Raw genomic sequence first — 19,334 nt, forward strand, 5'->3', positions numbered from 1 at the left:
CCGAACGCGCTTGATCCTTCACGTACAGTCGCGTAACAGCTGCCGCCGGGATTGTGCCCCGGCGACGCGACGTCACGCCGACGGACCCGGCGTACGGGCTCCGCGCCCGCGGCGTCCCGGGCCGAGGCCGGACACGAGGCACGGCGGTGGTTCGACCCGACCGGGTGCCGGTCGGGCAGCCGCATGAACGCGGGCACTCGGCCTCTGGGTGTTCCCGGAGCCGGAGCCGGTGGCCAACGACCAGTCGACCCCTGTCGTCCACTGCGCCGAAGGATGTATAGGGGTGTCGTCCGCACGCACGATGCCCCTGACTGGTGGTCGGGCGAGCCTGGAAAGCACACGGGGTTGTCGATAGGAGTCGGCCCTGTCGTCACCAGGAGCGCTATGACCGAGCTGCACATACGACAACCCGCACCCTCACCCGCGCCCACGGCTGCCGGGGCCATGGGCCGTGCGTTGGCCGGCGGCCTGATCATGGCGGTGGCGCTCGGCGCCAGCAACGGCCTCGGACCCGTACTGGCGGACGCCACCGGAGCCAGTGGCTTGGCCGCCCGGCTGATTACTGCGGCCCTCGTCACCGTCGTGGCCGTGCCGTTCGTCCTGCGCCTGTCACACCCCCGGACGATCGGCTTCGGCAGTCCGGGCGCGAGCCTACGGGCGTTCCTCACCGGCGTTGGCGTGACGGTCGCGGCAGCGGCGCTGGTCCTGGGCGCGGGCACGGCCGTGGGGTTACTCGTCTGGCAGCAGCTGGACCTCGTCACCCTGGTCGGCTTTCTCGTCACCAACGCCGTCGTCGCGTTCCTGCTTGAAGCCCTGCCCGAGGAGACGACGCTGCGCGGCTACACGTGGACATCGCTGCGCAGACGGTTCGGGCCCGCACTGGCGGCGCTCGGCACCACGGCGGTCTTCCTGCTCGTACCGGGCACCTCAACTCTGGTGACGGTTGGCATCGCCCGGCTGGCCGGTGACGAGCCGGGCCACATCGGCATCGCCCCGGAGGGGCAGCACCCGGTCGACTACCTCATCCTCCTGACGGTCTTCAGCCTGACCCTGATCGCCGCCCGTGCGGCCGTGGGTCACGCCCCGCTGTGGGCGGCGATCGGCACGCACCTGACCGTTCTGACCGTGAACCGCATCATCCTGCAGGGCGAGGACCGCGACGCGGGTGTGACGGTGGAGCAGACGTCCGGTGACGCGGTACTCCTCGTACCGCTGTACCTGGTGGTCGTCGCGATCGCATTCCTGGCGTGCCGCCGGGTCACGCGTCGGACCACGCCCGGCGAAAAGCAGCAGCGGTGATGTCCTGGCGCCCGACGTCCAGTACGGCCTCCGCGTCATCGAAGCCGACCAAACCTCTGACCACTGACCACTGACACCTCTCATGGCAGAACCACTGACGTTCAGTGGCAGAACCCGCTGACATCCTGATGGCAGACGACATGGAGAGAAGCGATGGTGATTTCAGATTTCCTTTATCTCCTTCGGTGTCCTCTATCGGTGCCGGTACGGCGTTTTACTTTGTCGAATTCCCGACCCCGTGCGACGTTTGGTCCGGGAGGGCCAAAAATATTCGGATACGTGCCGGGAAAAGGGGAAGTTCATCGTGCAGACCGCAAGGGCCGTCCCGGCATCCACCGTCGTCAATCTGCGCGATCTGGGCGGCATCGCCCTGGGTTCCGGCCGTCAGGTCCGGCCCGGTGCCGTGCTGCGCTCCGGTCAGCTCAGCGAGCTGGACGCGGCGCGGGACGGGGCGGTGGCCGCGCTCGGCATCCGGACCGTCGTCGATCTGCGGACCGCCGACGAGCGCGCGGCGGCGCCCGACCGGCTTCCCCCGGGTGCGCGGCTCTTCGTCGCCGATGTGCTCGGCGACAACCCGGGCGTGGCCCCTGCCCGGCTGCGCGCGCTGCTCGCCGACCCGGTAGAGGCGGAGCAGTTGCTGGGCGGCGGGAAGGCCGAGGAGATGTTCGCCGAGACCTACCGTCAGATGGTGCTCCTGCCGGGGGCCGCAGCCGCCTACCGGGCCTTCGTCGAGACGGCCGCCGACGACCGCGCCCGCCCGGTGCTCTTCCACTGCACGGCCGGCAAGGACCGCACGGGGTGGGCCACGGCGCTGCTCCTGATGCTGCTCGGTGCGTCACGGGACGTGGTGCGGGCTGAATTCCTCGCGGTGAATTCCGTCGTACGGGTTGTCTACGCCCCGTATGTGCAGGGCTTCCTGGACGCGGGCGGTGACCCGGAGATCGCGTCCGCGATCATCGAGGTCCGTCCCCGCTATCTCGGCATGGCGCTGGATGCCATGGATGAGCGGTGGGGCGGGCTCGACGGGTATGTGCGCGACGGACTGAGGATTCCGCAGGCGGCGGTGGAGCGGCTGCGCGGCGGGCTCGTGGTGTCCGCCTGAGAGCCTGTCGGGGGGGGGGGGGGGGGGGGGGGGCGGCCCCCCCCCCGGCCCCCCCCCCGGGGGGGGGGGGCTGGCCGGGCGGCCGGGCCCCCCCGCCCCCCCCCGGGGGGGGGGGCGGGGGGGGGGGGGGGGGGGGGGGGGGGGGGGGGGGGGGGGGGGGGCCGGGGGGGGGGGGGGGGGTTCCGGTGTGGGGGGGGGGCCCCCCCCCACCCCCCCCCCCCCGACAGGCTCTGAGTCGCATGCCGCGACGCCGGTCCGCCCCGGCGCCCCGGCCGGTATGTCGCGGCAGTGCCGGATGCTGGTGTGCCCCTGGGTTGAGCTGATACCCCTAGGGGGTATGTTGTGGGTCGTCGGGAGGCGCCGCCTTCCGGTCGATCCGATGGAGGACACCGTCATGAACAACGCGCTGAGGATCACTGCCTTCGCGGCCGCGCTCGCCGCGACCTTCGGGACCGCGTACGGCGTGGGAAGGGGGGTCGACCCGATGGTGGCCGCGGAGGACCGCCCCGCTCAGCGGCACACCGGTCACGACGAGGGAAAGGGGGGCGGGGTGAAGGCGGCGGACCGAACGGCGGGCGGGCTGCAGGTCTCCGACCGCGGCTACACGCTGGCCCTCGAAACGCCCACGATAGAGGCTGGGGCCCGGTCCGAAATCAGGTTCGCCGTCAAGGACGGCACCGGCCGCAAGGTCACCGCCTATCGGCGTGAGCACGGCAAGGAACTGCATTTCATCCTCGCCTCGACCGACCTCACCGAATTCCGGCACCTGCACCCCGTCCGCGCGGCCGACGGCACCTGGTCGACCCCCGTGGACCTGCCCAAGGCCGGTGGGTACCGGGCGTTCGCCGACTTCACCCCCGCGGCCGAGGGCGCCGAGAACCTCACGCTGGGTGCGGATCTCGCCGTCTCCGGTGCCTACCGTCCCGCTCCTCTGCCGGTCCCGCGCACCACCGCCGAGGTGGACGGCTATGACGTCGCCCTCGACGGTGAGCTCCGCGCCGGCCGGAGCGGCGAACTGAAGCTGACCGTCAGCAGGAACGGCCGCCCCGTGACCGATCTGCAGCCCTATCTCGGTGCGTACGGGCATCTGGTCGCCCTCCGCTCGGGCGACCTGGCCTATCTGCACGTCCACCCGAACGAGGGCGGCCCGGGGCCCGTGGTGTCCTTCACGGCGACGGCGCCCAGTGCGGGTTCGTACCGGCTCTTCCTCGACTTCCAGCATGAGGGGAAGGTCCGCACGGCGGCCTTCACCGTCCGCGTGCCGGAATCGGATCGCGGTGCCTCCGGCCCTCAGGAGGGCGGAACCGGGGCGCCCGCCGGGCATGCGCACTGAGCCGGGTGCGTACTGAACCGGCCGCGGATGGTGGGCAGTTGAGGGTGACGTGGGCGCACGTGCGCAGCAGGTGCTTCCACGGCCCCGGGTATAGTGGACAGATTGGAATGCGAATCCTCCGAGAGGGGCGTACGTTGACCGAACGGAAGCCTGCGGGCGTCAGTTTCGAATCATGGGTCGACAAGCAGATCCGGGAGTCGGAGCAACGCGGTGATTTTTCGCAGTTGCCGGGCTTCGGCAAGCCCCTCGGTAGTCTCGACGCCCCCTATGACGAGACCTGGTGGATCAAGCAGAAGATGCACCGGGAAGGGGTGTCGGCGCTCCCGCCGGTACTGGCGCTGCGCAAAGAGGCGGAGGATGTGCGCGACGCCGTCTCCGAGGCGCGGACGGAGGCCGAGGTGCGGCGGATGCTGACGGAGGTCAACGAGAAGATCCGGGCAGTCAATCGGCGGCCGCCGCCCGGGCCGCTGCTGAACCTCGAGCCGTTCGACACCGACGCCGTAGTCGAGGAGTGGCGCGCGGCCCGGCGCCCGTCGTAGCCCAATGACCGAAGGCCGGAAGCGGGCGCTCCGCGCACATGTAACCGGATGCGTAATACTCTCACCATGACATCGAGCATTACGCGTCCGGCTGAGGATGCGCATCGCGAGCATGTACGGATCAGGCGTGCGGCCGTGCGGGACGCCCGGCGGCTCACCCGGCTGGTCAGGTCCTCCCGTGCATACGAGGGCCACTACGCCGCGATGGTCTCCGGATACCGGGTGGGACCCGACTACATCGAGGCCCACCGGGTCTTCGCGGCCGTCGAGGCCGGCACCGACCGGCTCCTCGGCTTCTACGCGCTGATCCTCGACCCGCCGGAACTCGACCTCATGTTCGTCGCCGACGACGCGCAGGGCCTCGGCATCGGGCGGCTGCTCATCTCGCATCTGTGCGACGAGGCGCGGCGCGCCGGCCTGACCGGTGTCCGTATCGTCTCCCACCCGCCCGCCGAGGGCTTCTACCGGAGCGTGGGCGCCCGGCGCACCGGCACCCTCGCGGCCAACCCGCCCGCTGTGATGTGGGACCGGCCCGAACTGGAATTGCCGGTCGTTTGACCCGATACGTAAAGGGCCGGCCGGAACCCGCACCCGGATTCCGGCCGAACCACCTTTCCCGTACGCCGTGTTACGAGGGGAAGCCCCCGTACGGACGCGTGATGATCTCCATGGCGTGACCCGCGGGATCGAGGAAGTACACACCTCGTCCGCCGTCGTTGTGGTTGATCTCGCCGGGATGCTTCCGATGCGGATCCGCGTAGTACGTGAGCCCGAGCTCCTTGATACGGGCGTACGCCTTGTCGAACTCCGGTTCCGAGACGAGGAAGGCGTAATGCTGCAGGGTGATCGAGGCTTCGGGAATGGTCGCGAAGTCCAGGGTGACGCCGTTCGCGGTGGCGACGGGGATGAACGGGCCCCATTCCTCGCCGACTTCCAGGCCCAGTATGTCCGCGAGGAACTCGGCGGACTCCCGGTTGTCCCGGGCGTGGATGATGGTGTGATTCAACTCGACTGACACTGTGGAATGCCTCCAACAGGCATCTCACGGGCACCTCCACGCCTCACCCGGCCGGTGACCGGCGCGCGATGCCGTACTCAAAAGCCTAGACGCGCAGGGGCGGCCCGTCGAGAGCCCGGTGTGATCGTCGTGAGGTCTACGGTGGGGGAGGGGCGGCAGGCGATGTACGCCGCGCATCCGGACGGAGGCTCACGGTGACCTCGACACTCCATGGATCCGGCGGCCGGGACCCCGGGACCGGCCGCGACGAGACGTCCGAGGAGCGGGCGGACCGGCGATGGGGGGAGCTGCTCCAGGAGCTGCGGGTCGCCCAGACCGGCGTCCAGATCCTGTTCGGCTTTCTGCTCGCCGTCGTCTTCCAGCCGCGCTTCGCCGAGTTGTCGGACACCGACCGCACCATCTACGTGGTCACCGTGATGCTGGGTTCCGCCACCGCCGCCGCCCTGACCGGGCCCGTTTCGTACCGCTGAACGGGGTGGCCGGATCAGCCCGCGTCGCCTGCTGTGGGGTCCCGGACATCCGTGACCGTGAAGAGCCCGCCGTCGGGGTCCAGCACAGTCGCCTCCTCGCCCGGCCCCAGCGGACCCCGCTCGACCAGGCTGCCGCCGTTCTGCCGTGCCGCCTCGACCGTGGCTGCCACATCGGCCACGGGGAAGTGGACCTGCCAGTGCGGGCGGACCAGCGGATCAGGAGCCGCCTCCACGGCACCGGAGCTGATCCGGGCGAGCCGACGCCCGTTGCAGTCGACGATGACCTCGTCCTTCTCGTACGACACCTCGTAGCACCCGGGGCGCCCGCTCGCCCAGTCGAGCACTCCGCCGTAGAAGATCGCCGCATCGAAGGCGTTTCTGGTGTGCAGTCGCAGCCAGGCGTGCGGGTGCTCGTCCGGCACCGGGGGCGAGGTCGCCGGCTCGGTCCGTTCCCAGATGCCGAACACCGCGCCGTCGAGATCGGCCGCCAGCGCCCCGCGTCCCTTGCCGAACGCGAGCGGCCCCACCGCGACCGTGCCGCTGCGCTCACGGATGCGTGACGCCGCCGCGTCGGCGTCGGGGACGGCGAAGTAGGGCGTCCAGGCCACGGCCACCCGGTAGGCGGTCGCCATCGCGCCGATGCCGGCGACCGGTACGTCCCCGCGGCGTGCGACGGAGAACTCCTGCCCCGGCTTGGCCGGCCGGAAGCTCCAGCCCAGTACGGCGCCGTAGAACTCCTGCGCCGACGCGAGGTCGCGGGTCATGAGATTGACCCAGCAGGGCGCTGCGGGCCCGGTCAGCGGTGCCGGCATCGACGCCGCCCCGGGAGGGCTTCCGGTCATGGTCCTACTGCCTTCATCGGTTCTGCGGCCTGCGCCTGCCGACGGCCGTCGGAGCCTCACCAGCCTCACCGCGGCCGGGGCCTCCCGCAACACGCGGCGACGCGGCGCGACCCGCCGCAGCGAAGCGCAGGGCGTCAGCTGTCTCCCCGGCCTCCGGGAGGTCAGTCACGCTGCTCGTCGCTTTCGTGGGGGATGGGCATGTTTCCGCGGTCACCGAGTTCGTACGGGGACAGCCCCCGGCCGTTGGGCGGGAAGCTCTCGTCGAGATGGGCGTCGGGCTGCTCGATGTGGGTCCGGTGGTCCGGTCGCGGTGGCTGGTCCTCGGGCCGGGGCGGAGGCGGTTCCTGGGCCCGGCGCCGCTTGCCCAGCCAGAAGCCGCCGATCAGCATGGCCACCAGCGCAACTCCGACAATGCCCATCACCGCGCCGACCGCACCGCGCCCGTCGGCGAGGGTGAGGGCCAGCGACCTGAGGTCTCCGTTCGATACGTCCATGCCTCCCGGATACCCCGAGGGGCAGACGTCACTCGGTAATGACTATGAATTCATGTTTTAAGTGGATATGAACCTAAAAGTGTTTCGGCGTCGGGTGCGCAGGGGGCCGGGGGCGGCGCCTCGCGCCCCACCTGCCCGCGGCCTCGTGTCGCCGTCGCCCGGCAGCGGGGCGAGCCTGGAGGGGACCCTCGAATCGCCGGAGGGAAGTGAGGGGAGTGCCGGACCCGCTCGGCCGGTGGGCGTGCGTCGATGGCGCATCGAACGGGACCGGATGGCCGCCGTATGGGCCTGCGTCCGCCCTGCCGCCGCATCCGCTCCGGGGAAGCATCACACGACGTCCAGCGGAAGGAACCGTGGTGAACAGCATCAAGGAGAGACAGCCGGAAGAGAGCGTGCACGGCCAGGAGGTCTCGGTCGTCATCAGCGGGTGCGACACGGGTGACGCGCGAATGGTCTTCGACGCGCTGCGGGCCGCTTTCACCACCGACCGGGCCTCGGTCGACGTACCGAGGAAACTCGCGGAGAAGCGGCCCACCGTGTGGGTGGCGACCGTGGATGTCACCGAGGAGAGAGTGATCTCGGGACCGGTCGCGCTCGGCGCGCCCGTGAAGATCGACGTGCAGGGCGGTTACTGGGCGGTCGAACGGCTCAGGCGGAGCCTGGCGCACGCCTTCGACGTGCGCGTCGTCGGAACGGTCTCCGGGGACCAGGAGGAAGAGGTGCGTCTCCGTCTGGAGACCCACCGGAGCCACCGGAGCAGGTAGGCCGACAGGTCGCCGCCCGGTGACGGAGCAATGAAGCGGAGAGGAAGGGTACTTCTGGTAGAAAGCGGGCAAAAGGTCGCCTCTGAAAGGTGCGAGTGAGTGGACCCCTCTCGCGGGCGGGACGACGGTGCACGACAGCCGGAAACAACCGGTGACCGTTCCACCCTGACACTGCACATCAACGGAACCGAGCGGACCCTGACGCTCGATCACCGCACCACGGTCCTGGACGCCCTGCGCGAACACCTTGGCCTCACCGGCGCGAAGAAGGGGTGCGACCACGGACAGTGCGGAGCGTGCACCGTCCTCGTCGACGGGCGGCGTGCCAACAGCTGCCTGCTGTTCGCCGTGGCCCACGACGGCGCCCGCATCATCACCGTCGAGGGCCTCGCCGACGGCGACCGGCTCCACCCCGTCCAGGCAGCCTTCCTGGACCGCGACGCCCTGCAGTGCGGCTACTGCACACCCGGCCAGATCTGCTCGGCCGTCGGCATGCTCGGCGAGGCGGCGGACGGCTTCCCGTCCCATGTCACCGCACGCGCCGCGTCCGTAACCGCACCGGCTCCGCTCGATGCCCCCGAGATCCGCGAACGGATGAGCGGCAACCTGTGCCGTTGCGGCGCCTACCCCCGTATCGTCGAGGCGATCGAGGACGTGGCGCCGTGAAACCGTTCGCCTACCTCCGCGCCCGGTCCACCGACGAAGCGGTCCGTGCGAGCTCCACCCACCCCGGCGCCGGATTCCTCGGCGGCGGCACCAACCTCGTCGACCTGATGAAACTCGGGGTGGAAACCCCCGATCTGCTCATCGACATCAGCCGGCTGCCGCTCGACCGGGTGGCCGACACCGACAACGGCGGGCTGCGCATCGGGGCGACCGTACGCAACAGCGACCTGGCTGCCCATCCCGCCGTACGCACCCGCTACCCCGTCCTGTCGCAGGCGCTGCTGTCCGGAGCCTCCGGACAGCTCCGCAACACCGCCACGACCGGCGGCAATCTGCTGCAGCGCACCCGCTGTCCGTACTTCCAGGACACTTCCAAACCCTGCAACAAGCGGGAACCCGGCACCGGCTGCCCCGCCCGCGAAGGTGCCCACCGCGATCTCGCCGTACTCGGCCACTCCGAGCACTGCGTCGCCACCCACCCGTCCGACATGGCCGTCGCCCTGTCCGCCCTGGACGCCACCGTCCGCCTGCACGGGCCGGACGGCGAACGGACCGTACCCGCCTCCGAATTCCACCGCCTGCCGGGTGACACCCCCCACCGGGACACCGGGATCCGGTCGGGTGAACTCCTCACCGAGGTGGTACTCCCGCCGCGTCCGGACGGGGCCGGGTCCCTCTACCGCAAGGCCCGCGACCGCGCCTCCTTCGCCTTCGCCCTCGCGTCCGTCGCCGCGGTGCTGAGCGTCCGCGACGGCCGGATCGCGCATGCGGCGCTGTCCTTCGGCGGGCTCGCCCACCGGCCCTGGCGGGCACACGCCGCGGAAGACGTGCTCCGCGGCGCACCGGCCACCGAAGAGACCTTCGCACGGGCCGCGGACGCCGAACTCGCCGCGGCCCGGCCGCTGCGCGACAACGCGTTCAAGGTGGGTCTCGCCCGCAGTCTGGCCGTCGAAGCACTGGCCGAACTCGCCGCCGACAGCTGAGCAACCGCAGATACCACGCCCCGCAGACGTGAGGACCCGTCATGAGCCAGGCCCCTCCACCACTGGGCAGTCCCGTCGTCCGCCGCGAAGGCCGGGACAAGGTCACAGGCGCCGCCCGCTACGCCGCCGAGCACACCCCACCGGGCTGTCTGTACGGCCGGCCCGTCCCCGCCACCATCGCCCACGGCCGCGTCGGCGCCATCCACACCGACGAGGCACTGGCCCTGCCGGGCGTGCGCGCCGTCCTCACCCACGACAACGCCCCGACGCTGAAGCAGCCCGACGATCCGGTCCTCGCAGTCCTGCAGGACGACCGGGTCCCGCACCGGGGCTGGCCCATCGCGCTCGTCGTGGCCGACACGCTCGATCAGGCCCGAGCCGGCGCCGGGGCGCTGCGGATCGCCTACGAGGAGACCCGGCACGATGTCCTGCTGACCGAGGACCACCCCGGGCTGTACACCCCGGAGACCGTCAACGGAGGCTACCCCGCCGTCCGTGAACGCGGCGACGCCGACCGGGCCTTCGCCGTCGCACCCGTACAGGTCGACGCCACCTACACCGTCGGCGCTCTGCACAACCACCCCATGGAGCCGCACGCCTCCACCGCACGGTGGACCGAGGACGGCCGGCTGACCGTCCACGACTCCAGCCAGGGCTCCACCAAGGTCCGCGACAGCCTTGCCACCGCGTTCGGACTCCGCCCGCAGCAGGTCACCGTGGTCTCCGAGCACGTCGGCGGCGGCTTCGGCGCCAAGGGCACCCCGCGCCCGCAGGCCGTCCTGGCCGCCATGGCCGCACGCCACACCGGACACCCCGTCAAGATCGCCCTGCCCCGGCGCCAGATGGCCGCATTGGTGGGCCACCGCGCCCCCACCGTGCAGCGCGTCCGGCTCGGGGCGGAACTCGACGGCACCCTCACCTCCGTCACCCACGAGGTCATCACCCACACCTCCACCGTCAAGGAGTTCGTGGAGCAGGCAGCCGTACCGACCCGGGTCATGTACGGATCCGGCCACAGCCGTACCGCCCATCGGGTGGCCGCCCTGGACGTTCCGAGCCCGTCCTGGATGCGCGCACCGGGCGAGGCGCCGGGGCTGTACGCGCTGGAATCCGCCATGGACGAACTCTCCGCCGCCCTCGGCATGGATCCCGTCGAACTGCGCCTGCGCAACGACCCGGTGAACGAACCCGACTCCGGCCGCCCGTTCAGCAGCCGCGGCCTCGCCGCCTGTCTGGAGGCGGGCGCCGCGCGCTTCGGCTGGTACGACCGCGATCCGCGCCCCGCTGTCCGCGAACAGGGGCCGCTGCTGCTCGGGACGGGCGTCGCCGCCGCCACGTACCCCGTGTACATCGCCTCTTCCAGCGCCACGGCGCACGCGGCACCCGACGGCTCGTACCGCATCCGGGTCAACGCCACCGACATCGGCACCGGCGCCCGCACCGTACTCGCGCAGATCGCCGCCTCGGCACTGGAGATCCCGGTGGAGAAAGTCCGGATCGACATCGGCAGCAGCGACCTGCCCGATGCCCCACTGGCCGGCGGCTCCTCGGGCACGGCCTCCTGGGGCTGGTCCGTGCACAAGGCGTCCACCGCCCTCCTCCGGCAACTGCGCGAGCGAAGCGGCCCCTTGCCCGCCGAGGGGCTCACGGTCTTCGCGGACACCGAGCGGGAGACGTCCGCGGAATCCCCCTACGCCCGGCACGCGTTCGGTGCGCACTTCGCCGAGGTCGCCGTCGACTCCCGTACCGGAGAGGTGCGGGTGCGCCGGATGCTCGGCGTCTTCGCCGCCGGGCACATCCTCAACTCCCGTACCGCGCACTCCCAGTTCACCGGCGGCATGACGATGGGGATCGGCATGGCCCTGACCGAGTCCAGCACCATGGACCCCACCTTCGGTGACTTCACCGAGAACGATCTCGCTTCCTACCATGTGCCGGTCTGTGCCGACGTGCCGGACATCGAGGTGCACTGGATCGAAGAGGAAGACCCGCATCTCAACCCGATGGGCAGCAAGGGAATCGGTGAGATCGGCATCGTCGGCGCTGCGGCTGCCGTCGGCAACGCGGTGCGGCATGCCACCGGCGTTCGGCTGCGCAGCCTCCCGATCACCCCGGACACACTGCTGCCATACCTGCTCTGACCTGGGCGAACCCTCCCCAGGTAGCCGGTCCGACGTCCCTTGTGTTGCGCAACCGGCTCTGCCGGGTCACTCTGTGGAGTGACCCAGAAGTGACATCCGATCACTCTTCGTATTCGGGGGTCGTTGGTTCAACGGGGCGAAGCCAGTGGGCCTCGATGTGAGGAGCCTCGACGATGACCGTTCAACTCGACCGACACTACTCGGTCGAACTCCAGGTTTCGGCAGAACGTGTTTCCCAGCTGCGCCGAATAGTCGCTGCTCACCTGCGTCACTGGAGTCTCGAACTTCATATCCGGCCCGTGTGCCGGGGGGTGGAGGAGCTGCTGACCAATGTCCACCGGCATGTCGGTGACGACAACAACTGTGTCGTCGAACTCCGCTGGTCGGGGCGGCATCTCACGGCCTCCGTCGCCGACGACGGCGCCGAGATGCCGCGACTGCTCAGCACCGGCGGCGGTGGTCTCAGCCGCGTCATGGCCCTGAGCGACAGCTGGGGCACCTGCCGTACCGCCGAAGGCAAAGTCGTCTGGTTCACCCGGTACGCGAAGGAGCCGCGCCCCGTCGAGCTGGTGCCGTCGGCGCCGCTGCCCGGTGTGCGCGAGTGCCGCCGCCCGCCGGTCGCCGTTCCGGAGCCTGTGCCCGACGCCAGCACGGCGTCCGACGCCGCCCCCGCTCTCGTCTGAGGCGGGACACCAGGACCGGTACTGCCGGCTTCCGTACCCGCTGAACGCCTCACCCTCCCGGCGCGGACGGCGTGCACATCGCACGCATGGTCCGCGCCGGTCGGGTATCCGCCCGGCAGGGCCCGCGTTGCGGCACGGCGCACGGCGCGGCACGGTCGAAGTACCGAGGCAAGGAGAGCACAGTCATGCCCATCGCGACGGTCAACCCCGCGAACGGCGAGACCCTGAGAACGTTCGACGCGCTCGGAGCGGCGGAGATCGAGCAGAGGCTCGACGCCGCCGACACCGCGTTCCGGCAGTACCGCACCACCGGGTTCGACGAACGGGCCCAGCTGCTCGACGCCGCCGCCGGCCTCCTCGAAGAGGACCAGCAGGACATCGCGCGCACCATGACCACCGAGATGGGCAAACCCGTCAGAGCGGCCCGTGCGGAGGCCGCCAAATGCGTGAAGGCGATGCGCTGGTACGCGGCCAACGCCGAGGAACTCCTCGCCGACGAGCACCCGTCGGCGGCCGATGTGCGGGACTCCGGGGCGTCGCGGGCCTACGTCCACTACCGCCCGCTGGGCGCCGTCCTCGCCGTGATGCCGTGGAACTTCCCGCTCTGGCAGGTCGTACGGTTCGCCGCCCCCGCGCTGATGGCCGGGAACGTCGGCCTGCTCAAGCACGCCTCCAACGTCCCGCAGACGGCGATGTACCTGGAGGGTCTGTTCCGCCGGGCCGGATACCCGGCGGGATGCTTCCAGACCCTGCTGGTCGGATCCGGCGCGGTCGAGTCGGTCCTGCGCGACCCCCGGGTCGCCGCCGCCACCCTCACCGGCAGCGAACCGGCCGGGCGCTCGGTCGCGTCGATCGCCGGCGACGAGGTGAAGCACACCGTCATGGAACTGGGCGGCAGCGACCCGTACCTCGTCCTGCCCTCGTCGGACGTCGCCAGGGCCGCCCGTACGGCCGTTACCGCCCGGGTGCAGAACAACGGCCAGTCCTGCATCGCCGCCAAACGGTTCATCGTGCACACGGAGGTGTACGACGAGTTCGCCGAGCGGTTCACCGTGGGCATGCGCGAACTCACGGTCGGCGACCCGCTCCGGGAATCCACCGATGTCGGCCCCCTCTCCAGCGAACAGGGCCGCACCGACCTGGAGGAGCTGGTGGACGACGCGGTACAACAGGGCGCGACCGTGCTGTGCGGCGGCGGCCGCCCCGACGGCCTGGGACCGGAGCTGGAGCGGGGCTGGTTCTACGCCCCCACGGTCCTCACCGGGATCACGCCCGCCATGCGCATCCACCGCGAGGAGACCTTCGGCCCCGTCGCGACGCTCTACCGCGTCGAAGGACTCGACGAAGCGGTGGAGCTCGCCAACGACAGCCCCTTCGGCCTCAGCTCCAACGTATGGACCCGTGACGCCGACGAGGCCCGGCGCTGTGTGCGCGATCTGGAGGCGGGTGGTGTCTTCTTCAACGGCATGACGGCGTCCCATCCCGCGCTGCCCTTCGGCGGTGTGAAGCGCTCCGGCTACGGACGCGAACTCGCCGGCCACGGCATCCGCGCGTTCTGCAATGCGACGACGGTCTGGTACGGCCCCGAGCCCGCCGGCGCCCCGCCCCAGCAGTCCTGAAAGGCAGGCACGGATGAGTCACGCCGCGCACCCGGCAGCGACACCCGGCCCCTCCGACGAGGAGATCGCCGCGCTCGACGCGCACTGGCGGGCCGCCAACTACCTGACCGTCGGCCAGATCTACCTCATGGCCAACCCGCTTCTGACCCGGCCGCTCGCCCCGGAGCACATCAAGCCGCGCCTGCTCGGCCACTGGGGCACATCACCCGGACTGAACCTGGTCCACACCCATCTCAACCGCGTCATCAAGTCCCGCTCCGTCCAGGGCCTGTGCGTCTGGGGCCCCGGTCACGGCGGACCCGCCGTCCTCGCCAACTCCTGGCTGGAGGGCAGCTACTCGGAGACGTACCCCGACGTCAGCCGTGACGTCCGGGGGATGGGACGGCTGTTCAGACAGTTCTCCTTCCCCGGTGGGGTGCCCAGCCATGTGGCGCCGCAGACCCCCGGCTCCATCCACGAGGGCGGCGAACTCGGCTACGCCCTCACCCACGCCTACGGTGCCGCCCTCGACCACCCCAACCTGCTCGTCACCTGCGTCATCGGGGACGGCGAGGCGGAGACCGGACCGCTCGCCGCGTCCTGGCACTCCAACAAATTCCTCGACCCGGTGCACGACGGGGCCGTCCTCCCGATCCTCCACCTCAACGGTTACAAGATCGCCAACCCGACGGTGCTCGCCCGCCTGCCGGAGACGGAACTCGACGCCCTGCTGCGCGGCTACGGACACGACCCCCTGTACGTCGGCGGCGACGACCCCCTCACCGTCCACCGGGCGATGGCCGCCGCGATGGACCGGGCCGTCGACCGGATCGAGGAACTCCAGGCCGCCGCCCGCACCGGCGGTGCCACCGGGCGCCCGCACTGGCCGATGATCGTGCTGCGCACCCCCAAGGGCTGGACCGGCCCGGCCGAGGTCGACGGCGCGCCCGTCGAAGGCACCTGGCGCGCCCACCAGGTGCCGCTGTCCGGCGTCCGGGAGAATCCGGAGCACCTGCGGCAGCTGGAGACGTGGATGCGCTCCTACCGGCCGGAGGAACTCTTCGACACGGCGGGGCGCCCCACCGCCCAGGTGCTCGACTGCGTGCCCGGGGGCACCGACCGGCTCGGCGCGACCCCGTACGCCAACGGAGGCCTGTTCCTGCGCGATCTGCCCATCCCGCCGCTGGACGACCACGCCGTCGCGGTCGACAAGCCCGGCACCGTGCTGCACGAACCGACCCGGGTCCTCGGCGGACTGCTGGAGGCCGTCATGGCCGCCACCGCCGAGCGCCGCGACTTCCGGGTCATGGGCCCCGACGAAACCACGTCCAACCGGCTCGACGCCCTCTACGGGGCCACTGGCAAGGTATGGCAGGAGCGGATCCTGTCGATCGACGAGCACCTCTCCCGCGACGGACGCGTCATGGAGGTGCTCTCGGAGCATCTGTGCCAGGGCTGGCTGGAGGGATACCTCCTCACCGGCCGGCACGGACTCTTCTCCTGCTACGAGGCGTTCGCCCACATCGTCGACTCGATGGTCAACCAGCACATCAAATGGCTCAGGACATCCCGGCGGCTGGCCTGGCGCCGCCCCATCGCCTCGCTCAACTACCTGCTCACCTCGCACGTCTGGCGCCAGGACCACAACGGGTTCTCCCACCAGGACCCCGGCTTCGTCGACCACATTCTCAACAAGAGCCCCGAAGTCGTACGGGTCTATCTGCCGCCGGACACCAACACCCTGCTCTCCGTCGCCGACCACGCGCTCCGCAGCCGCGACTACGTCAATGTGATCGTGGCCGGCAAACAGCCGGGCTTCGACTGGCTCACCATGGACCAGGCCCGCGCACACTGCGCCCGCGGAGCCGGTGTCTGGGAGTGGGCCGGCACGGAGGACGGCAGCCGTGAACCCGACGTGGTGCTCGCCTGCGCCGGTGACGTACCCACACTGGAGACCGTCGCGGCGGCCGATCTGCTGCGCAGGCATCTGCCGGAACTGGCCGTGCGGGTGGTCAACGTGGTCGACATGACGCGGCTGCTGCCCCGCGGGGAGCACCCGCACGGAATGCCGGACTCCGAGTACGACGCGGTGTTCACCAGCAGCACTCCGGTGATCTTCGCCTACCACGGTTACCCGTGGCTGATCCACCGGCTGGCCTACCGGCGGGCCGGCCATGCCCAGCTGCACGTGCGGGGCTACAAGGAGGAGGGCACCACCACCACGCCCTTCGACATGGTGGTCCGCAACGACCTGGACCGTTACCGGCTGGTCATGGATGTCATCGACCGGGTGCCGGGCCTGGGCGTCCGCGCCGTGGCCGTACGTCAGACGATGGCGGACGTGCGCACCCGCCACCACGACTGGATCCGTGAACACGGCACGGACCTGCCCGAGGTGGCCGACTGGACCTGGAGCGGCTGAACCGGGGGTGGTGACCGGCACGGGCCGGCACCGGGCAGTGTCACCGCCCGGTGCCGGCCACGTCCGTCCGGATCCCGCTCCGTCCGGATCCCGCGATGCAGGCTCAGCGGCCGAGCGCCCGTTCCAGCTCGGCCTTCGTCATGTGCGAACGTCCGTGGACGTTCTTCTTCCGCGCCTCTTCGTAGAGCTGCTCGCGAGTCGGCCCCCCGGCTCCTCCGTGGGAGCGCAGCCCGCCGCGGCGGGAGGACGACATGTCCTCGACGGACGCAGGGCTCGCGGTCCTGGACTCACCGGCGCGGGCGCGGGCCTTGTTGACCGTACGGGCCGCGATCTCCTCGGCCCGGTCCTCGCTGACCCCGCGCTCCTGAGCGCTTTCCTTGATGTGTTCGTACTGCCGTTCCCGTTTGGCATCGGATCCACGTGGCATGGTGCTGTCACTCCTCTCTCAGGGACCGGCTCCGGGACTCTCGGCCCCGGGGCCCGAACGGGGGTCTCTCCAGTGTCCCAGCGGCCCCGGGGACCCGCACGCCTGCCGCGCGGCCGGGGCGGCGCACGGTGTCCCGCGGTGTCCCGCCGCCCCCGTTCAGTAGCGCAGGGCCGCCGCGATCCGTCCGTGCTCCGCGAGCGAATCGTCCGCCAGGAAGACCACGTCGGCTCCGCTGTCCAGGGCCGCCTCGACGAGTTCGTCGACGATGTCCTCGCGGACCGAGCCGTCCGTCAGGTCCGCGGCTTCGTCGCTCACCGGTTCGAGGTGCTCGTCCGTCACCCGTACCGTCTGCTGGAAGTTCTCCTCCACCGTCACCAGTCCGGCGCGTCCCTCCCGTACCGCGGTCCAGACCTCGTCGAGACCGCCGGCGAAGGCACGGCGGCCGCGCGCTTCGTCCAGCTTGCCGTCGATCTCCGCGGCGAACCGCCGCCGCCGGTCGTCGAGCGCGGGCCGGAGCTCCTTGAGCAGGTCACCCGGCGTCGTGTCGGCCGGTGCCCCCTTGACGACCCGGCCCACGGCCGACCCGGCGCTCTCCCCCACCTCGTCGAGAAGGGCGAGCGCGGGAGCGAGGCCGACCAGATACAGCGGACGCGGGTCCGCGGCCAGTACCGCGCGCAGCTTCTCGTCGACGGTGCGCAGGAAATTGCGCGTCTCCTCGTTGGTGAAGGTGCTCGGGGTGTCGCCGATCTGCTCCTCCCGCTGCGGGTTGGGAGCCTCCTGCGGCGCCGCCAGCGGGAACCCGCCGGTCCGCTCCTCGTTCAGCACGTCCTGCGTGCCGCTCCACAGGGCGGCGTGCCCGGCCGACAGGGTGAGTGCCCAGAACGGCTGGGCCTGGGCCTTCGCGGCGACCAGGTTGCGCGTCAGATACGTGTCGCTGAGCACCACCCGTTCGGGCGCGGTACGGGGAATCTGCCAGATCTGGTGCGCATCATCGGTGACCAGGACGATCAGGGCGTCCAGGGCCCGGCGCGGGTCCACCTCGGTGACGGCCCGGTCGAGCTGCTCCTTGAGGGCGTTCCTGGCCTCGCGGGTGACGGCGGGGTCCGCTTCCAGCCGGCTGACGGCCTCGGCCGCCAGATTGCGCAGCCGTACGGCGTCCTGGGCGTTGCCCGGAGCGCGGCGGTGCGTCGGCATGGTCAGGGACAGGGCCGGATAGGGCTTGGCCGCCCGCAGTTCCTTCAACAGGCCGGCGGTCAGGGCATCCGTATCCATTGATCTCTCCCAGGGGCTGGTATCCGCTCCTGAGTGAAGCGGGCGAATTCAACGAGTTAATTCATACCGTTTGATCCTAATATGGGCGAGTTCTTGGTCAGGGGGCCTGGGAGATGGCCGGCGGCTCCTCGTCCCTCCCCGTCTCCCTTGTGCCCTTCCGATATGTCCTTCCGAGCAGACGGAGTGTCCGTGAACCCGACCAGTTCCTCGCGTCACGCCATCGGCGGCCGCGCAGCCCGTCATCCGGCCCTCGCCGTGCTGGCCGCGTTGACCGTCGCCGGAACCGCCGCTTGCGGCGGTTCCCACACCACTTCGCCGGGCACGGCCAGGAGCACCCGTACGGTGTCCCCGGAGCCGGCCATGACGCGGTCCGCGAGTTCCACCCCGCGCACCCAGCAGGAGTTCGCCGCATCGGCCGCGGCCGCCGCCGAACGCAACCGGCAGCGGGCCGTCAAGCAGCTCGAAGGTGTCCAGGGCCGCGGCAACGCGGTCGGGGACGTCTCGGTGACAGGGCTGCCGGTCGCAAAGTCCGAGCAGTTCCGCAGCGCCCTCGTCCGGGTCACCAACCGTACGGACAAGGCCGCCTTCTACGCCGTGAAGGTGGAGTTCGCCGACTCCTCCGGGAAGGTGCTCGACTCCGTGGTGCTCGGCTTCGCGGACGTCCCGCCCGGCCGGAGTGTCAGCGGGCACGCCAACAGCAGGAAGGCGGCCGGAGTCAAGGCGTTCCCCCGGATCGCCCAGGCCGAGCGCGGCTGACGGCCGGCTCCGGTGGGCGCCGCCGACGCCGTCACCGGCGACCGCAATCGTGCCCTCGCCCATCGATGCGCAGTGCCGGTCCGCTCCCCGTCGACCCGGTGGCCGCGGTGGAGACATGCTTCAGGCAGTGCGCGGTACGGGTCACCACCGTCGCCCCGGTCGCCACCGCCGAGGAGCCGTCCGCGGCCTGGCGGGGGCCCGGGGAGCGCCGGGCGCGCAGGGGTTGCCGCCGTCGCCGCCCGGAGCGCCCTCGACTTCACGGCGGCCGAGCGGGTGCTGTGCGCGCGGGACGAGGCGCGACCGCGGGAGACCGGCGCCATGGTGCTGGACGTACGGCGGGTCACGGGTTCCGACACGGTGGCCCGCGCAATGCTGCGCAGCGGACTCGGCCGGCTCGCGGAAGGCGGTGTGCGCACCGCCGTTGCCGACCCGGCGGACCACCTCGCCCTGCTCCCGGTGCCGGGGAGCAGGGCGAACACCTGGCGGTTCGGTCGTTCGCCTCCCGTGAGGAGGCCGTGGCCCGGT

The 19,334-nt window shown here is 71.2% G+C and carries 18 protein-coding genes and 1 pseudogene; 14 read left to right on the forward strand and 5 right to left on the reverse strand.

The genetic code is table 11. The features are described 5' to 3' along the window. Positions 1-384: 384 nt before the first annotated feature. The 5 genes from ACF08M_RS30900 to ACF08M_RS30920 all read left to right on the forward strand — a co-directional run bounded on the left by ACF08M_RS30900 (position 385) and on the right by ACF08M_RS30920 (position 4,831). Positions 385-1,299, forward strand: a complete 915-nt coding sequence (locus ACF08M_RS30900) for a type II CAAX prenyl endopeptidase Rce1 family protein (RefSeq protein WP_392188559.1) — start codon at positions 385-387, stop codon at positions 1,297-1,299. 304 nt (positions 1,300-1,603) lie between these two features. Next, a complete protein-coding gene (locus ACF08M_RS30905) occupies positions 1,604-2,401 on the forward strand; it encodes a tyrosine-protein phosphatase (protein WP_392188560.1) in 798 nt (265 codons plus the stop codon). Positions 2,402-2,795: 394 nt separating this feature from the next. Next, positions 2,796-3,734, forward strand: coding sequence for a hypothetical protein (locus tag ACF08M_RS30910; RefSeq protein ID WP_392188608.1), 939 nt, complete (start codon positions 2,796-2,798; stop codon positions 3,732-3,734). A 134-nt stretch (positions 3,735-3,868) separates the two neighbouring features. Next, positions 3,869-4,273 (forward strand): DUF1992 domain-containing protein, encoded by a 405-nt coding sequence (locus ACF08M_RS30915; RefSeq protein WP_392188561.1) that lies wholly within the window; start codon positions 3,869-3,871, stop codon positions 4,271-4,273. Between the two features lie 66 nt (positions 4,274-4,339). Continuing rightward, positions 4,340-4,831 (forward strand): GNAT family N-acetyltransferase, encoded by a 492-nt coding sequence (locus ACF08M_RS30920; protein ID WP_392188562.1) that lies wholly within the window; start codon positions 4,340-4,342, stop codon positions 4,829-4,831. Between the two features lie 70 nt (positions 4,832-4,901). Here ACF08M_RS30920 and ACF08M_RS30925 read toward each other — a convergent pair whose 3' ends face one another. Further along, positions 4,902-5,291 (reverse strand): VOC family protein, encoded by a 390-nt coding sequence (locus ACF08M_RS30925; protein ID WP_392188563.1) that lies wholly within the window; start codon positions 5,289-5,291, stop codon positions 4,902-4,904. 194 nt (positions 5,292-5,485) lie between these two features. Here ACF08M_RS30925 and ACF08M_RS30930 point away from each other — a divergent pair. Beyond that, a pseudogene (locus ACF08M_RS30930) lies at positions 5,486-5,755 on the forward strand (DUF6328 family protein); the annotation flags it as partial. A 20-nt stretch (positions 5,756-5,775) separates the two neighbouring features. On the opposite strand, the gene ACF08M_RS30935 reads toward ACF08M_RS30930, so the two are convergent. After that, the gene (locus ACF08M_RS30935; RefSeq protein ID WP_392188564.1) at positions 5,776-6,603 is read right to left on the reverse strand and encodes a VOC family protein; all 828 of its coding nucleotides are present in this window, start codon (positions 6,601-6,603) and stop codon (positions 5,776-5,778) included. Positions 6,604-6,764: 161 nt separating this feature from the next. Continuing rightward, positions 6,765-7,097, reverse strand: coding sequence for a DUF6479 family protein (locus ACF08M_RS30940; RefSeq protein ID WP_392188565.1), 333 nt, complete (start codon positions 7,095-7,097; stop codon positions 6,765-6,767). 356 nt (positions 7,098-7,453) lie between these two features. Here ACF08M_RS30940 and ACF08M_RS30945 point away from each other — a divergent pair, with 356 nt between their 5' ends. The 7 genes from ACF08M_RS30945 to ACF08M_RS30975 all read left to right on the forward strand — a co-directional run bounded on the left by ACF08M_RS30945 (position 7,454) and on the right by ACF08M_RS30975 (position 16,354). Next, complete coding sequence (locus ACF08M_RS30945; RefSeq protein WP_392188566.1) at positions 7,454-7,861, forward strand: hypothetical protein; 408 nt, start codon at positions 7,454-7,456, stop codon at positions 7,859-7,861. A 99-nt stretch (positions 7,862-7,960) separates the two neighbouring features. Next, a complete protein-coding gene (locus tag ACF08M_RS30950; protein WP_392188567.1) occupies positions 7,961-8,527 on the forward strand; it encodes a 2Fe-2S iron-sulfur cluster-binding protein in 567 nt (188 codons plus the stop codon). Beyond that, a complete protein-coding gene (locus ACF08M_RS30955; protein ID WP_392188568.1) occupies positions 8,524-9,510 on the forward strand; it encodes an FAD binding domain-containing protein in 987 nt (328 codons plus the stop codon). Before ACF08M_RS30950 ends, ACF08M_RS30955 begins: the two co-directional genes overlap by 4 nt. Before the next feature lie 41 nt (positions 9,511-9,551). Further along, positions 9,552-11,651 carry a xanthine dehydrogenase family protein molybdopterin-binding subunit gene (locus tag ACF08M_RS30960; RefSeq protein WP_392188569.1) on the forward strand — a complete coding sequence of 700 codons (2,100 nt, stop codon included), beginning with the start codon at positions 9,552-9,554 and terminating at the stop codon, positions 11,649-11,651. A gap of 173 nt (positions 11,652-11,824) precedes the next feature. Continuing rightward, positions 11,825-12,334, forward strand: a complete 510-nt coding sequence (locus ACF08M_RS30965; RefSeq protein WP_392188570.1) for an ATP-binding protein — start codon at positions 11,825-11,827, stop codon at positions 12,332-12,334. 185 nt (positions 12,335-12,519) lie between these two features. Further along, positions 12,520-13,953, forward strand: a complete 1,434-nt coding sequence (locus tag ACF08M_RS30970; RefSeq protein WP_392188571.1) for an NADP-dependent succinic semialdehyde dehydrogenase — start codon at positions 12,520-12,522, stop codon at positions 13,951-13,953. 13 nt (positions 13,954-13,966) lie between these two features. After that, positions 13,967-16,354 carry a phosphoketolase gene (locus ACF08M_RS30975; RefSeq protein ID WP_392188572.1) on the forward strand — a complete coding sequence of 796 codons (2,388 nt, stop codon included), beginning with the start codon at positions 13,967-13,969 and terminating at the stop codon, positions 16,352-16,354. A 103-nt stretch (positions 16,355-16,457) separates the two neighbouring features. Here the strand turns inward: ACF08M_RS30975 and ACF08M_RS30980 are convergent, their stop codons facing one another. Further along, positions 16,458-16,781: a plasmid stabilization protein gene (locus ACF08M_RS30980; RefSeq protein WP_392188573.1), complete on the reverse strand. Its 324-nt coding sequence runs from the start codon at positions 16,779-16,781 to the stop codon at positions 16,458-16,460. Positions 16,782-16,937: 156 nt separating this feature from the next. Continuing rightward, on the reverse strand, positions 16,938-18,053 hold the full coding sequence (locus tag ACF08M_RS30985; RefSeq protein ID WP_392188574.1) for a chemotaxis protein: 1,116 nt from the start codon (positions 18,051-18,053) through the stop codon (positions 16,938-16,940). Positions 18,054-18,242: 189 nt separating this feature from the next. Here ACF08M_RS30985 and ACF08M_RS30990 point away from each other — a divergent pair, with 189 nt between their 5' ends. Continuing rightward, positions 18,243-18,809 (forward strand): hypothetical protein, encoded by a 567-nt coding sequence (locus ACF08M_RS30990; RefSeq protein WP_392188575.1) that lies wholly within the window; start codon positions 18,243-18,245, stop codon positions 18,807-18,809. Positions 18,810-19,334: the final 525 nt, after the last annotated feature.

The organism is Streptomyces sp. NPDC015032, assembly GCF_043080425.1.
Lineage (GTDB): Bacteria > Actinomycetota > Actinomycetes > Streptomycetales > Streptomycetaceae > Streptomyces.

What these genes read in the sequence shown, in the direction of transcription:
- ACF08M_RS30910 (WP_392188608.1), top strand. Translation starts at nt 2,796, where the DNA reads ATGAACAACGCGCTGAGGATCACTGCCTTCGCGGCCGCGCTCGCCGCG.
- ACF08M_RS30935 (WP_392188564.1), bottom strand. Translation starts at nt 6,603, where the DNA reads ATGACCGGAAGCCCTCCCGGGGCGGCGTCGATGCCGGCACCGCTGACC.
- ACF08M_RS30980 (WP_392188573.1), bottom strand. Translation starts at nt 16,781, where the DNA reads ATGCCACGTGGATCCGATGCCAAACGGGAACGGCAGTACGAACACATC.
- ACF08M_RS30920 (WP_392188562.1), top strand. Translation starts at nt 4,340, where the DNA reads ATGACATCGAGCATTACGCGTCCGGCTGAGGATGCGCATCGCGAGCAT.
- ACF08M_RS30960 (WP_392188569.1), top strand. Translation starts at nt 9,552, where the DNA reads ATGAGCCAGGCCCCTCCACCACTGGGCAGTCCCGTCGTCCGCCGCGAA.
- ACF08M_RS30975 (WP_392188572.1), top strand. Translation starts at nt 13,967, where the DNA reads ATGAGTCACGCCGCGCACCCGGCAGCGACACCCGGCCCCTCCGACGAG.
- ACF08M_RS30970 (WP_392188571.1), top strand. Translation starts at nt 12,520, where the DNA reads ATGCCCATCGCGACGGTCAACCCCGCGAACGGCGAGACCCTGAGAACG.
- ACF08M_RS30965 (WP_392188570.1), top strand. Translation starts at nt 11,825, where the DNA reads ATGACCGTTCAACTCGACCGACACTACTCGGTCGAACTCCAGGTTTCG.
- ACF08M_RS30940 (WP_392188565.1), bottom strand. Translation starts at nt 7,097, where the DNA reads ATGGACGTATCGAACGGAGACCTCAGGTCGCTGGCCCTCACCCTCGCC.
- ACF08M_RS30900 (WP_392188559.1), top strand. Translation starts at nt 385, where the DNA reads ATGACCGAGCTGCACATACGACAACCCGCACCCTCACCCGCGCCCACG.
- ACF08M_RS30985 (WP_392188574.1), bottom strand. Translation starts at nt 18,053, where the DNA reads ATGGATACGGATGCCCTGACCGCCGGCCTGTTGAAGGAACTGCGGGCG.